16 protein-coding genes and 1 other RNA gene are annotated in these 12,880 nt (G+C 47.8%); 6 read left to right on the top strand and 11 right to left on the bottom strand.

Annotated elements, in window-relative coordinates:
- Positions 1 to 6: 6 nt before the first annotated feature.
- Positions 7 to 1,017 (top strand): hypothetical protein, encoded by a 1,011-nt coding sequence (locus tag VJ249_05830; protein ID HKZ94082.1) that lies wholly within the window; start codon positions 7 to 9, stop codon positions 1,015 to 1,017.
- Here VJ249_05830 and VJ249_05825 read toward each other — a convergent pair.
- Genes VJ249_05825 through VJ249_05805 form a run of 5 tightly spaced genes read right to left on the bottom strand, consistent with a single transcriptional unit; the run spans position 1,014 to position 5,640 of the window.
- A complete protein-coding gene (locus tag VJ249_05825; protein HKZ94081.1) occupies positions 1,014 to 1,910 on the bottom strand; it encodes a hypothetical protein in 897 nt (298 codons plus the stop codon). The genes VJ249_05830 and VJ249_05825 overlap by 4 nt on opposite strands.
- Entirely contained in the window at positions 1,882 to 2,283 is a 402-nt protein-coding gene (locus tag VJ249_05820) for a hypothetical protein (protein ID HKZ94080.1), read from the bottom strand. Before VJ249_05820 ends, VJ249_05825 begins: the two co-directional genes overlap by 29 nt.
- 13 nt (positions 2,284 to 2,296) lie before the next feature.
- Positions 2,297 to 3,112 carry a type II secretion system F family protein gene (locus VJ249_05815; protein ID HKZ94079.1) on the bottom strand — a complete coding sequence of 272 codons (816 nt, stop codon included), beginning with the start codon at positions 3,110 to 3,112 and terminating at the stop codon, positions 2,297 to 2,299.
- A gap of 10 nt (positions 3,113 to 3,122) precedes the next feature.
- Positions 3,123 to 4,145 carry a type II secretion system F family protein gene (locus VJ249_05810; GenBank protein ID HKZ94078.1) on the bottom strand — a complete coding sequence of 341 codons (1,023 nt, stop codon included), beginning with the start codon at positions 4,143 to 4,145 and terminating at the stop codon, positions 3,123 to 3,125.
- On the bottom strand, positions 4,138 to 5,640 hold the full coding sequence (locus tag VJ249_05805) for a type II/IV secretion system ATPase subunit (protein ID HKZ94077.1): 1,503 nt from the start codon (positions 5,638 to 5,640) through the stop codon (positions 4,138 to 4,140). Before VJ249_05805 ends, VJ249_05810 begins: the two co-directional genes overlap by 8 nt.
- Positions 5,641 to 6,193: 553 nt before the next feature.
- Between VJ249_05805 and VJ249_05800 the strand changes: the two genes are divergently transcribed.
- The 4 genes from VJ249_05800 to VJ249_05785 all read left to right on the top strand — a co-directional run bounded on the left by VJ249_05800 (position 6,194) and on the right by VJ249_05785 (position 9,423).
- Positions 6,194 to 6,364: a chorismate-binding protein gene (locus VJ249_05800; GenBank protein HKZ94076.1), complete on the top strand. Its 171-nt coding sequence runs from the start codon at positions 6,194 to 6,196 to the stop codon at positions 6,362 to 6,364.
- Between the two features lie 278 nt (positions 6,365 to 6,642).
- Complete coding sequence (locus VJ249_05795; GenBank protein HKZ94075.1) at positions 6,643 to 7,218, top strand: signal peptidase I; 576 nt, start codon at positions 6,643 to 6,645, stop codon at positions 7,216 to 7,218.
- 48 nt (positions 7,219 to 7,266) lie between these two features.
- Positions 7,267 to 8,526 (top strand): Glu/Leu/Phe/Val dehydrogenase, encoded by a 1,260-nt coding sequence (locus VJ249_05790; protein HKZ94074.1) that lies wholly within the window; start codon positions 7,267 to 7,269, stop codon positions 8,524 to 8,526.
- Between the two features lie 141 nt (positions 8,527 to 8,667).
- A complete protein-coding gene (locus tag VJ249_05785; GenBank protein ID HKZ94073.1) occupies positions 8,668 to 9,423 on the top strand; it encodes a thymidylate synthase in 756 nt (251 codons plus the stop codon).
- On the opposite strand, the gene VJ249_05780 is transcribed toward VJ249_05785, so the two are convergent.
- From VJ249_05780 to ffs, 3 genes are all read right to left on the bottom strand, one after another.
- Positions 9,412 to 10,200: a P-loop NTPase gene (locus tag VJ249_05780; GenBank protein HKZ94072.1), complete on the bottom strand. Its 789-nt coding sequence runs from the start codon at positions 10,198 to 10,200 to the stop codon at positions 9,412 to 9,414. The genes VJ249_05785 and VJ249_05780 overlap by 12 nt on opposite strands.
- A 75-nt stretch (positions 10,201 to 10,275) precedes the next feature.
- Entirely contained in the window at positions 10,276 to 10,749 is a 474-nt protein-coding gene (locus tag VJ249_05775) for a pyridoxamine 5'-phosphate oxidase family protein (GenBank protein HKZ94071.1), read from the bottom strand.
- Positions 10,750 to 10,799: 50 nt separating this feature from the next.
- An RNA gene (gene ffs / locus VJ249_05770) (signal recognition particle sRNA) lies at positions 10,800 to 11,092 on the bottom strand.
- 80 nt (positions 11,093 to 11,172) lie between these two features.
- Here ffs and VJ249_05765 point away from each other — a divergent pair.
- Positions 11,173 to 11,619 (top strand): 30S ribosomal protein S19, encoded by a 447-nt coding sequence (locus VJ249_05765; protein ID HKZ94070.1) that lies wholly within the window; start codon positions 11,173 to 11,175, stop codon positions 11,617 to 11,619.
- 17 nt (positions 11,620 to 11,636) lie between these two features.
- Here VJ249_05765 and VJ249_05760 read toward each other — a convergent pair whose 3' ends face one another.
- The 3 genes from VJ249_05760 to rps24e all read right to left on the bottom strand — a co-directional run bounded on the left by VJ249_05760 (position 11,637) and on the right by rps24e (position 12,831).
- Positions 11,637 to 12,062, bottom strand: coding sequence for a hypothetical protein (locus VJ249_05760; GenBank protein HKZ94069.1), 426 nt, complete (start codon positions 12,060 to 12,062; stop codon positions 11,637 to 11,639).
- 62 nt (positions 12,063 to 12,124) lie between these two features.
- Entirely contained in the window at positions 12,125 to 12,460 is a 336-nt protein-coding gene (locus tag VJ249_05755; protein ID HKZ94068.1) for a 30S ribosomal protein S27ae, read from the bottom strand.
- A 5-nt stretch (positions 12,461 to 12,465) separates the two neighbouring features.
- Positions 12,466 to 12,831, bottom strand: a complete 366-nt coding sequence (rps24e, locus tag VJ249_05750; GenBank protein ID HKZ94067.1) for a 30S ribosomal protein S24e — start codon at positions 12,829 to 12,831, stop codon at positions 12,466 to 12,468.
- Positions 12,832 to 12,880: the final 49 nt, after the last annotated feature.

Raw genomic sequence — 12,880 nt, 5'->3', positions numbered from 1 at the left:
AGGCAAATGGCTAAGAGTTTGAGCGCGGAGCGATCTGAAATCTATCGGGATCACCGCGCCCAACTGATTCTCGGCAAGCTCCTCAGCGGTGAGATTGACAAACTTGATCCGATATTCGACTCAAAACATGGATACACTTATCCTCTGGTTGAAGCGGTAACAGGCGATGCGGCTGCTGCTGAAGAATTCCTGAACCGCCTTCATGAAATTGGCATCTTAATAAGGGAGGTTATCGACAAAGTAATAAGCTGTCCCAAATGTAGCTCCAGCAGTGTTTCTGTCAGGTATTGCTGCCCCTACTGCAAATCCTTCAACGTGAAAAAGAGCTCTCTTGTTGAGCACATTCAGTGCGGTTATATTGATGTGGAAGACCGTTTCAAACAGAAAGAGAGACTTGTCTGCCCTCGTTGCCACAACGACTTGGACAAGCCTGATGTTAACTACAGAAAGGCTGGTGTCTGGTGCGCATGCAACGAGTGCAACAAGAACTTTGACATCCCTGTTACTTCACACTTCTGTCGTGAGTGCAAGAACATCTTCGTTTTTGAAGACGCTATTTACAGAGATGTATATTCCTACACATTGAATCAAGACGTGATAAAAGAGGCTGGCGTTGGCTACATTTTGGTGGCTCCGCTCCGGGAATTCTTTAAGGGCCTTGGATTTGACGTTGAAAGCCCTGGGTTCTTGAAAGGCAAATCAGGCGCAAGCCACATGTTCGACATTGCCGCATGGAAGGGCGACACAATGCGTCAAGTTATAGTCATTGATTTGGCTACTTCAGGAGAGGATGCTGTCTCGGAGCAAGCTATCATCGCAATGTTCGCCAAAGTCTACGATGTGGCTCCAGACAGGGCAATACTTATCGCTATTCCTCGAATGAGCGAAAACGGAAGGAAACTGGCTGGATTGTACAAGATTGAGTTGATTGAGGGTAAAGGTCAGAAGGAAGCTTTGAAAACCTTAGAGAAGACTATGGGTCTAGTTAAGATTACCTCTGAACCTAGCTTGTCTTAGCCGCCAGTGTAGATTGCCATGTTGCCTCGTTCAGTGACAACTTTTGTTGTATACTGTCCAGTTGGCAACGGAATATCCAAGCGCGTATAAGAGAATGTGTCACCTGAATTCACAAATATGTCTGTCTCGTATCGTCTGTGTGTTGTGGCATTGTTAACCCAAATAGACACTAGATGCGCTGTGCGCGAGCCTTCGTTCTCGAAACTGAAGGTGGCGCCGTTGACTGCGGCTCTGACGGCTAGATAGTCTATGTCAATGTTTGTGCGTGTTGAATCGGGTCCTTGATCACGAACTTGGACGATGATTCTGCCGTCGTCCCACACGTAGCTGCGCCATTTGCTCGTTAGGTTGACTGCATAGTAATTCCATCCAACACTGGGTAAGTGACCTGCAGTTGAATTGAAGCCGTTGTCGCTGTATGTTCGGGATGTCCAGTTGTAAGCCCTTATGTACCATCTTTCGCCGACGTCATCAACCGCATATCTTAGTTGAATTTCAACACTCTGAATGGTCGACAAGGGATAGGTCGAAACGTCGATTGAAAACGTTCCGTTAAGATTGAGTTCACGCGGCGGGGGTGACTCTCGGAATCTCTCGTAAACGCCATCAACGAGTTGCGTATCCAAATAGGTCCCGCTTATTCGACTGCCTTGAAGTAGCTGGTACTCGCCCTGCGCCGCAAACCATGAAGAACGAGTTATCGGCGTAACGCTGCTTATGACAAAGCTCTCCTGTGTCCTCTCCCAGTCCAACTGGTTCATCTGGTAGCTCCATAAGATTACGTTGGCAACAATAACAACCAGAATTACGAGACTGAGGACCACCACTATTATGTTGCTCAATCCCTTTCGGTTCTGCCTGAAATCATGTAGGCGATTTATAATGGTCTGCAACTTGGGTGCCTCTACTCGTGACGATTTTCATGTAGTAAGCTGTGTCTGCAGTCCATGTGTAGGTTAGGTTTGTCCAGCCTTGCTCAAGCGGCTCTAACTGAAGAGGCGTAAACGATTGCGTGATGTAATCCACATAGACTCCGACAACGCTTATGCCTGTTTTACCGGTGTTGCGCAAATAGATGGATATGCCCCCTGATATGAACCATACATCTTCGACTATGAAGCGTTCTCCCATTGTTTCGCGCAAGTTGCCTGTAATAACGTACGTCGCTGTTATTGAAATGGACATGCCTGCTACAGCGATGACCAACAGTAAGACATTGCTCAGCACTGGTGTAATCGCCCTTTTGTTGCGCCACAGTTTGAGCATGTCCTTTGCCTCCTCAGATCAAGAGTTTGAGCGCTATGTACCCTGCCACCAATAAGATGACGCTGTGCTTGAAACCGGCGCTTACGGTTCCTTCACCCATTTTACCAGCCACTAGTCCACCGAACAAAGCCTGAGCAGTGCTCATGTGGAAGAAAAGCCGCCTCGCCTCGTCAGTTGACATAAGCGAAACGTTCAGAGTGGGTAATTCGCTCATCTGCACGAAAAACGTTGTAAACAACATTATGACAGTGAAGAGAAACACGAAAAAGGCCACATAGACAATGGCGACGTATGGGCGTGTCTGCGCTTGGCGTTCTTTCTCAGCCAGCAATGTCGACTGAACAAATTTGCCCATAGGTTCAAAAACCTTCTCGACGTGACCACCTGAACGGCTTGCTTCAATGACTAATGGAACACTCCGTTTAGTCAAGGAGGTGTTGACTCTTGCGCCGAAGGACTGCAGAGCTTCTTCGAAGGATTTGCCCCACGACATCTGCGCCACCATGCGCTTCAACTCGGCAGTCAGCGGACCATAACGACGCTTGCTTGCTTCCTCAACCGCCTGAGTCAGAGTCATGCCAGTTTTCTCCGATTGAACAATAGCTCGGTACAAGTCTGGCAGATGCTCATCAACTGAACGTCGCCAGCGATAATCCACATAGTCGAGAACTGCTGATGGAAACAACGTTATGACCATGGCTAGAACGACGTACTCATCGAAGATCGGCAAGCCCCAAAGCCTAACAACAGCGGTAAGGAGCACAGCAGTAGCTAAGGCTAAGGAAACGATCCAAGCGACTTGTTTCTCACGTTTCTCAACCTTAGGCATGTCTCTTTGATCACCGTTTCGGCGAAACTATGTCCAGCATGATTAAGAAGACGATTGAGCCCAAAGGAATGCCCAAATAAGTCAAGAGATTTAGGAGCAGTCTGGGGTTGAGCAGGCCAGGCATGCCTCCGCCCAGCATAGCCATAACTGCTAGCATAACAACCATGATCAAAGGTCCCGCAACCAGCAACACCACGTAGAACTCAGCCAGAACGCCCAACGTGTCTCCGAGACGTCGAAGTGCTATTCTCTTCAACCTCATGTACTGCGTCGATCGATCTGAAAGATACTTGTTAAGCTCACCGCCCGAATGCATCGTGGCTATGAAGCCCTCGAGCAGTTCTTTGAACTTCTCCGACGAAGTGCGCTTGGAAGCAGATTCCAAAGCTGAGATTGCGTCAACTCCGAACAACTCAATATCTCTGACGATGTTTTTGGCTTCTTGACAAATCGACAAAGAAGCATCAATGTTTGCCAAAGAACGAAACATCTGCGCTGGAGGGACACCTGCACCCGCCAAAATCGAGAGATAACCAGTCGTAAAGGGCAAACCTTCCTCAACGCTTCGTTTTGCGCCGTCAGCCTTTATGATGGGGTAGAGGTAGAAGCCAATGATTGAGGATGCCGCGGCCAACAATGTTGCGCCAGCAGTATATAAAAGCGTCAGCATCGGCGAAAAGTGAAGAACCAGTAGTGAAACCATTGGCACAACAGAAAGAACCGCAATTGTCACGAGCAGCGTTGTCAAGATGGCGAGACTTACATAGCCTTTAAAGCTGACTTTCAAACCCGATTTGCTTAGGTTTGTGTCCACATCTTTGAAAAGTGGCAACAACCTGACCGTTCTCTCACCGAGCAGTCGGTAAGCCAAAACCTGGGGTTTTGATGTGCCCTTTGAATCGCCACTGAGCTTGTGGTCTGCGACGTCTGAACGCTTGTGCAAAAAGGATAGAAGAGGACGCGCCAGACTCTGCAATCGAACGCAGGCTTTTCTAAGGCCATTATTGACTCCCTTTAGTTTCAGATCAGACACCTACCTTGGCTTTATGGTATACGCGCATTGGATCAACGTTGTATTCACGGATTACGTTGGCTACGTCGCTGTATTTTCTAATCTTGTTTTTCACCATCCATTCAAGCACGGTTTTCCTCATCACCAACTCATTTTGAACGTCCTGCTGTGAAACACTCAGTCTTTTCATAATTCTCTCTAGCACGTAGCTTCGACCTAGGTATAGGAAAGAGTCAGTGCCAGCATTCCAGCGATAGGCATCGTTTGTAAGCAGTTCCTTGGTTCTCGGATCTAGACCAACCATTTCGGTTGCTGAAAACGCTCTTCGTGCTGGTTTGCCTGCGATTTCCGTTCTGCCCTGAACAAGCACTATGTCAATCATTGGCAACAGCGATCTTGGTATGTTCATAGGCGCAGCTTCAAGGCGTCTGAGAGCGGATTCAACTGATTCGCCGTGGAGGGTGCACATTCCTAGGTGTCCTGTCGCCATGGCTTGAAACAGCGTGTATGCTTCCTCACCTCGAACCTCGCCTACAATGATGTAATCGGGTCGTTGCCGCACAGCCGCTCTTAATAGATCGAACAAAGTGATGCCTGTGTGCTCTTTCTCGCTACCGGTTCGAACCACAGATGGAATCCAGTTTTCGTGGGGCAGGTTTAGCTCAGCGGTGTCTTCTACGCTGACGATTTTGAATTCAGGCTTAATGAACATCGACAGGCAGTTGAGTAAGGTGGTTTTTCCAGATGCAACTCCGCCAGCCACAAGAACTGAAGCCCTGTTTTCAATGGCGAACCAGAGGAAAGCAGCCATTTCGGCTGAAAGGGTCTTAAACGTAAGAAGGTCTGATATGGTTAACGGGTCAACACGGAATCTACGAATTGTAAAGGTTGACCCTCTTCTAGTAATTTCACGACCATAAGTTAGTTGGACACGACTGCCATCTGGAAGAGAAGCGTCTAGTAAAGGAGACGCTATAGAAATCTGCTTGCCAGAAAGAAATGCAAGTCGAACTATGAATGAATTAAGCTCCTCCGCGCTTTTGTAAAGGATGTTTGTTGGTAAAGATTCGTACTCTCGGTGCCAAATGTAGATTGGAATCGACACGCCGTCGCATGAAATGTCCTCGATCATGTGATCGCGCATGAGCGAGTCAATCTTGCCGTAGCCGATGTAGTCACGCACAATATAGTACATGAGTTTGTTAACGGCTTCTGCTGGAATTTTCAGCTTGTAATCCTTGATCACTTGAGTGACTTGGCGTCTGAGGTAGTCAGTGGCCTTTTCTGTGGTTTCCAAGTCTTTGACGCTGACGTCTAGTTCTTCCATGAGGAGCGCTTTGATCTCGTCTAGATGCTTCTGTTCTTCTTGTAGAAGAGTGGGTTCGATGACTTCGTAGCGCATTTTTTGTGTCATGGGATCGCGGACGACAGCTGCGTACACGTTGGGTTCGGCGATGGAGTAGACTTCCCGAAAGACTGCTGACTTCTTCTGAACGACGCTATCCGCTTGTGACATCACCGCTCAACGCTCTCAAACTGTGTCGTACATGAATCTGTGTGATATCGCAAGAAATAATGTTTCCGACACACCTAATAAACTATATGGAGCATGACTCCCTCCCTAGATACAGCACGCTTCCCTGCCTGTTGCTTTTCTACACAAGGTTAACCTCGAACTCTCATGGCTCACAGCAAAGCGATGCATCCATGATTTGCGTAATCCACGGCAAAATTGCGAGTTTTCCCATTTCTCCATTCTATTACGTGAATATTGATGGTCTTTAGAAGTAATCAGATAGATTTTGCCTTAAAAATCCCATAAAAACACGATTTGAACCCCTTTCAACCATGCTCATCTACCATGATTTCCATGAATGTGTTTATCAATATGGCCCATGGAGCCATTGTTGCCATGTTCTCATTCATTTAAAAACTTCGTGTATCCTCGTCGCCGCCTATGTTGACTGTTTACATATATATGATGAACTTTTCGAGTGCTTCAGACATACCATAAGTTATTTATCCATTGAACATTAACCATTGTAGCCAGTCATGGTGGAGGAACCATTATGGCTAAATGTCCAAAATGTGGAACAGAAGTTAGCTCTCCAAAAAAGAAATGGACTATGGCTGGTCGACCGGACAAAGCGGGCAAGAAAATGCAGCTTGAAATTGGGCTTTTCGACTGTCCTAAATGCCACAAACCATTCCGCGTCGTCTTGAATAAGCGCAAGATTTAGAGCGTTGATTACTAACATGCCAACAGAGCGTTCTTGGACCAACAAGTGCAGCTAAAGAATCCAGCCATTCCCCTATTTATTTTCTCGATTCTTGTGCCATAGTTTGAAATCCAATGTTATTTATGGCCACACTCAACGTTTCTTCGATTCTCACAAATGAGGGTTCATGTGTTGAAACAGCGGTAAGTTTTTTAGCATATTGATGTATCTCTTCTGCAACAATAAGTTGCGACGCCGATGATTAAGAGGCAAAAAAAGCTGGCGAAAGATTGGCTTCCTTGAGATCTAGACTGTCAAATGCTATGAAGCATGGTTACGTGAAGACTGTAATCTTGGCTGTCATCATAATTGGAGGCGTCATGGCTTTCTGGTTCGGTTTAAGAGCAGGCTTAAGAACGGAATATCCTCTTTTGACTGTTGCCTCGGGAAGCATGATTCCAACATTGAACGTCGGTGACCTCATACTGGTTCAAGGTGCTCCAGACGCGTCATCATTGAATGCGGCTCCAGAACCGGACGGCGACGTGATCGTGTTCAGAAGCCCTCGTATGGATGGTGAACTAATCGTGCATCGGGCAGTCTACAAGGAATTTCATGAGGGATTTTGGTATTTCCGAACTCAGGGTGATGCGAACTTTGGTGAAGACCGTTGGTTTGGTGACGATGTGTGGGAAGGCATGGTTTCTGAGAGACGTCTTATTGGCAAGGTGGTTGGTAAGGCTCCATGGATCGGCTTTATTCCCTTGTACATCAGAACTCGCGAGGGCATCATCCTCATAGTCATTCTGATTCTTCTCGTTGTTTTCGCAGAGTACCTGCCAGTTCTGTCTCGAAAACAGCCTGAACAACGCTAGTGTTTTATGTTTGTTTCTGGCTTAACGAAGCGAATAGGTGCAGTCCTTATGCTGAAAGAAACGAAACCGAATCCAAAGGATGTAGCTCTTCAACAGCTAAGCCTCGCAGCTGAATACCTGAACCTTGATCTTGGAATCCATGAAGTTCTGAAGTATCCGAAGAGAGCGTTGATCGTTTCTCTTCCTGTTAAAATGGACAATGGATCAGTCAAGGTTTTCCTAGGATGCCGTGTTCAGCACAACGACGCTCGCGGGCCATTCAAGGGCGGGTTGAGGTATCACCCAGACGTAACCTTAGACGAAGTCACAGCTTTAGCCATGTGGATGACTTGGAAATGCGCTGTTGTGGACATACCATACGGTGGTGCAAAGGGTGGCGTGTGCTGCAATCCTAAGGTAATGTCGAGCCACGAACTGGAACATTTGACCCGTCGTTACACGACCATGCTTTTGGATTATATTGGTCCGTATCGTGATGTGCCAGCGCCTGATGTTTACACTGATGAGCAGACTATGGCTTGGATCATGGACACGTATAGCCTGTTCAAAGGTTACAGCGTGCCTGAGTCAGTCACGGGCAAGCCTACAATCTTGGGCGGCTTCAAACTTAGGGAAGAGTCCACGTCGAGAGGAGTTGCCTTTTGCATTCGGGAGGCAGTCAAACACCTTGGAATGAGGGCTAAAGGTCACACTGTTGCGATTTTGGGATTCGGTAGCGTGGGATGGAACCTTGCGCGAATAATGCATGAAGACGGATACCGCGTCATAGCTGTAAGCGACTCTAAAGGCGGGATACACAACCCCAGAGGCTTGGATCCGCTCAAAGTTTTGGAGTTCAAGAATCGAACAGGCTCGGTCTATGGTTACAAAGATGCCAAGCAAGTTACGAACGAAGAACTGCTGGAGTTGCCATGTGATATTCTGGCTCCTGCTGCTCTCGAAAACCAGATCACCAAGAGGAACGCGGGCAAGATCAATGCTAAGATTGTAGCTGAAGCAGCCAATGGACCAACCACGCCGGAGGCTGATAAGATCCTCAACGAGAAAGGCGTGTTCATTATACCTGATATCTTGGCTAACTCAGGCGGCGTCACCGCAAGCTATTTTGAATGGGCGCAGAATTTGACGCGTGAACGTTGGGGCGAGAAGGAAGCCAACGCGAGACTAGAGCGGATGATGGTCAAAGCTTTCAACGATGTCTATGGGATTTCGAGCAAGCAGAAAGTTGATATGCGTGTTGCAGCGCTGATATTGGGCGTGGGAAGAGTGGCTGAAGCCATTAAGACTCTGGGCTTGTGGCCTTCTTAGCAACCGCTACTCTTCAGGAGAAGATGAAAACTCATCTGATGCCTTCTAAATGAAAAGTGATTTTTCTCGAGCTCATGTTAACCATGTTTATATGCTGATTTTTTATGTAGTTTGTGAGAGAAATAGAGGGCGTCGCGAGACATGAAACACGTTAAAATAACAGCTTTCGACCTGCCAGATGCTTGGTATCAAGTTCTGAAGAGAATTTCAGAAGAAGGTGAGGATTTCAGCGTCCGTTATGGTTCAGAGATAACTGAGACTAAGAAGCTGGAGGTCACTCTGGAGGTTCTTCATCCTGAAAACAAGCCGCTGCTGCACGAGAAGGCTTCGTGTGACATGCGGTACGTGATGAATTACTTCATGGAGTATTTGTGGTTCGGCGAGAAGAAACCAGACGAAACCTACACTTACTCCAGCCGACTTCGCCTGCCTGTCGATCAAATAGAAGCTGCAATCAAACGTTATGGGGAGGAGCTTTTCGACCGTCAAGTTACCCTAGTTGTGCGGATTCCTGAAGACATACAAAAAGTGCACAGGGGTAAAAGGCATGAGCCGCCGTGCTTGACGATTCTGGACACTGAGGTTGCCCGAGACTTGACTGACAAGAGGCTCAAACTTGCTCTCACAGGATACTGGCGGTCTTGGGACGCCTACGCTGCGTTGCCTGCGAACTTAGCTGGACTGCAGCTTTTCAGTGAAGCCTTTGTAAAGGAGCTCAATAGCCGAGGTAAAGACAAGTGTGGAAACCGATGGGAAGAAGTGCATACGGGGAAGATGATTATGCATTCAAAAAATTGCCACATTTATCAGCGACAATGGTCACTGGTTGAAGAGCTGTTGCAGGCTAAGAAGCCGACGTTTGCCGAGAAAGCTAGGATTTCCAAGTCAGCTTGTTGAATTCAACAGACCTATCCGGGTCAGTATTTGCCTCACTGCTGGTATGGCTGGGCTCTCCGATGGCAGATTGAGTAATGATTTTCCAGTCAAGTTGTGGGCAAATATGTTATCGTCGGTTGGAATGATGCCCATGAATTCGTAACCTAGTTTCTTGGCTTCCTCTTGAAGCATGGGTTCCAATTCGGGTTTCCACCTGTTTCCGATCAAGCAGTATTTCTTGAATTCTATGTGCACTTCTTTGGCTACTTCCTTGATGCGGCGAGCAGTCATTAAGCCCATGGAACTGGGATCGGTTACAACAAGCATTATGTCGACGTCTCGGTCAGTTCTGCGGCTTAAGTGTTCTAGTCCTGCTTCCATGTCCATCAGGGTCACATCATAATTGCTCATCAACCGGTCTACAATGTGTGCTAAGAAAGCATTGACGGGGCAGTAGCAGCCTTCGCCTTCGCCGCGTCCCATCACAAGCAAATCGAAGCTCGGTGTTTCACGCAGAATCTCAAAGATACGCGTCTCCAAGATGTCCTCTTTGGTCATTGTGGGCGGAATCTCCGATTTTTCCAAAGACTTCTTCAATTCCTCTGTGACAATGCCCACAGTGCGAGTTACAGGAATGCCCAAAACGTCAGCTAGGTTAGAATCAGGGTTAGCATCAATGACCAACACACTTTTTTCTGGGTTAGTCTCGCCTAGAATCTTGGCCATCAGGGCGGTTGTTGTAGTTTTGCCAACGCCGCCTTTGCCTGAAACCGCGATGACTAAGCCTTTGGATTTCAATGTTGAATCGCCATTGTTGCCAGAATAAACAGCAGCGCACTGTTGGACTTAACTCTTTTTATGAGAAGAGAAAAGCTATGTGGAAGAGTGAAAATCGCTTTTCGCGATGAATTTCTTTTCTGTGGTTTTCGTGGGAGTTATCACGCAGATGCGCACTGCTGCCAATTCCTTATCGCGATTTCTTCCAGGTTTGCTCATATAGTCGTCAAAGGGTTCGGAGACTCGATATTTGTCGATGAGCTTTTGCAGGTAGGGAATCATTCTTTCTTTGTCGTCGATGATTTCTGCTTTGCCGAACATGATTACGCTCTTGTACATGGAGGCATCGGAAAGTGACTCGTCAACCTCAAAGCACACGTCAGGGTGGTTTTTGAGTGCTTTCATTTTCAAGCCTTTGTTGCATGTGTGAAAGAAGACCTTGCTATCCGCAATGGCATAGCCGAGGGGAACAACGTACGGGCCTTCGGGTAATGTTAAGCCGAGCCTGCCTACCCGCGAGTTGAGGAGGAACTGTTCGATTTCTTCCGTTGTCATTTCCTTTGTTGGCATCTGAGTTTCAAGACTCCATTCAGATCGATGTGTCTTGCTCTGACAGAAGGCGGTGGATCACTGAAGCTTGACGCCCAGTTTGCACCCAGCCAGTTCAGCCCCTTATCTCATGTCGGCTCTCCCCTGAGCGCTGAACGTCCAAGTTTAGGTTGCTCCCTTCCGGGCCTGGCCAGGTTCGCCTGACCGTCAGCCCCAAGGGACCGACACTCATAGCCAGAGACTGAAAGACAAGGCGCTCTTTGACGCCTCACCTCAGCCTTCAGCCCGTCGTATAGAGGGTTTACGGTCAAGACGCCTTTCGGCGCCTTTCAAGGGACCCCTAGCCCCCCGCCTAGACCCACCGCTAAACACAAACAAGCCCACAGACCATATAAAAGTTACACAGCATGTTGCAGGTGCAAACACTAAGTTAATTAACCCCAAATCGAACATACTCAAAAAACAGAGGACGATAAGCCTATGCCGAGAGAATTCCACTACCGTGGCTTCGCTTTTGCTGATCTGTTAGCCATGTCGATGGACGAGTTCATAAAGCTGTTACCATCGCGTCAACGCCGCAGCCTACAACGCGGCTTAAGCCCTGAACAACGTAAACTGCTCGAAGCCATACGAAAGATCAAGCAGAGTCCTCCAGTGGAGGCACAGAAAGGTCCATCGATCAAGACGCATGCACGTGACATGATTATTCTACCTGAAATGGTAGGCGTCACCATCCTTGTGCACACTGGAAAAGAGTTTGCAGCCTTTGAGATAAAGCCTGAAATGATTGGGCACTATACAGGCGAGTTCGCCATAACAAATAAGCCGGTCAAACACGGCGTTCCTGGAATAGGCGCCTCGCGTTCATCGATGTACGTTCCATTGAAGTAAGAACCGAGTTCCTTGCTCTAAGTTCTGTAGGATGGCTCGGTAGGCTTTTTGCCTTCAGCTTGTCCTGGCGGGATTTGAGGAAGCGGCAGCGGCGGCGGAATGTTCAGGGTTCGGGTAATCACGATGGACTCTATGAAAGCCACGTTTGATATTGACTGTATGATGATTGGTGGTGGCGGCTTCTTCTCTGTGTAACTGCTGTGAATCTGCTTCAGCTCTTCTCTTTCGCCTGTCACATGCGCTCTTCCTTTCACGCTGATCTGTGCCACTGCAGGATTATAGTTGATGGTGAAAACAAACGGCACTTCGAGCAAGTCGTCGCTCTTCTTCTCCACACCCACCAAGTTGAGATTGGTCGCAATCTGCACTGGCGGAATGGGCTTGTCAACATCCCACAATCGTTCAGCTGACAGATAGTGAATGAAAACTCCGACCCTTATCATGATGTATCAGAACCCATTTTTTCAGTCAATAATTGATGTTTTCGTGAATTTAAGTCTGCCACTCATTCTCGTTTGTACCGGGTGAAACCGCAGTGACCACAAGCGTAACGGTCGCCGTGGTCAGCCATGAAGTAGCCGTGTCCACATCGTTCACAGTAGGGGCGAAGCCTTGTCATTCCAGTGGCATCAACCTTGTATCGGGTGAATGCGCCTTTTTCTTTCTTTCTAACCTTGAGTCTCTTCTTTCCCTTGGGTTTGGCTGCGGGTGCGGCTTCTTCAGGCTTTTCAACTGGTTTCCCAGCTGGCGCTGGTGCCGCTGTTGGCTTTTCAGTTGCAGCTTTGGGTGCTGCCTTTTCTGTCGATGGTTGCTCTTTCTTTCCTTTGGGTTTTTCTGCCATGCAGTTTATCCCTCTGTTTTAGCTGGTTGCTCAGTCTTCTGTGTTGGTGGTGGTTGAGCTTCGGTTTTCTCGGTTTCTTCTTTCTTTTCCTTTGGCGTGTTTCGTTCGATTATGTATTTTGGCTCGATGCGTTTGGCTTGTTCAACTGAGTCGTAGGCGTTGGCTTCGCCTGTGGCAGTCATGGTTCCAGCTTTGGTTCCGATACGTTTGACGTAGACGACTTCGGGTTTTGCCTTGAGTATTTGCGCCAACTCATCGCGCACTTCCAAGCGTGTTGGTGTGCCCCTCGTCTGCTTATGATCAACTGTGAAGGCTATTTCCTTACGCTTTAGCAAGGGGTTGTATTGCTGCTGCGTGATTGTAACTTCCATTTAAACGTCCTCTTCGTGATGTGAGTTCGTTGATTTGATGCGACATCTG

It is taken from the genome of Candidatus Bathyarchaeia archaeon (assembly GCA_035283685.1).
Taxonomy (GTDB): Archaea; Thermoproteota; Bathyarchaeia; order Bathyarchaeales; family Bathyarchaeaceae; genus DATETJ01.
This window is presented reverse-complemented; position numbering and strand designations above follow the sequence as displayed.

What these genes read in the sequence shown, in the direction of transcription:
- VJ249_05830 (HKZ94082.1), top strand. Translation starts at nt 7, where the DNA reads ATGGCTAAGAGTTTGAGCGCGGAGCGATCTGAAATCTATCGGGATCAC.
- VJ249_05755 (HKZ94068.1), bottom strand. Translation starts at nt 12,460, where the DNA reads ATGGCAGAAAAACCCAAAGGAAAGAAAGAGCAACCATCGACAGAAAAG.
- VJ249_05820 (HKZ94080.1), bottom strand. Translation starts at nt 2,283, where the DNA reads ATGCTCAAACTGTGGCGCAACAAAAGGGCGATTACACCAGTGCTGAGC.
- VJ249_05760 (HKZ94069.1), bottom strand. Translation starts at nt 12,062, where the DNA reads ATGATAAGGGTCGGAGTTTTCATTCACTATCTGTCAGCTGAACGATTG.
- VJ249_05790 (HKZ94074.1), top strand. Translation starts at nt 7,267, where the DNA reads ATGCTGAAAGAAACGAAACCGAATCCAAAGGATGTAGCTCTTCAACAG.
- VJ249_05785 (HKZ94073.1), top strand. Translation starts at nt 8,668, where the DNA reads ATGAAACACGTTAAAATAACAGCTTTCGACCTGCCAGATGCTTGGTAT.
- rps24e (HKZ94067.1), bottom strand. Translation starts at nt 12,831, where the DNA reads ATGGAAGTTACAATCACGCAGCAGCAATACAACCCCTTGCTAAAGCGT.
- VJ249_05800 (HKZ94076.1), top strand. Translation starts at nt 6,194, where the DNA reads ATGGCTAAATGTCCAAAATGTGGAACAGAAGTTAGCTCTCCAAAAAAG.
- VJ249_05775 (HKZ94071.1), bottom strand. Translation starts at nt 10,749, where the DNA reads ATGCCAACAAAGGAAATGACAACGGAAGAAATCGAACAGTTCCTCCTC.
- VJ249_05805 (HKZ94077.1), bottom strand. Translation starts at nt 5,640, where the DNA reads ATGTCACAAGCGGATAGCGTCGTTCAGAAGAAGTCAGCAGTCTTTCGG.
- VJ249_05815 (HKZ94079.1), bottom strand. Translation starts at nt 3,112, where the DNA reads ATGCCTAAGGTTGAGAAACGTGAGAAACAAGTCGCTTGGATCGTTTCC.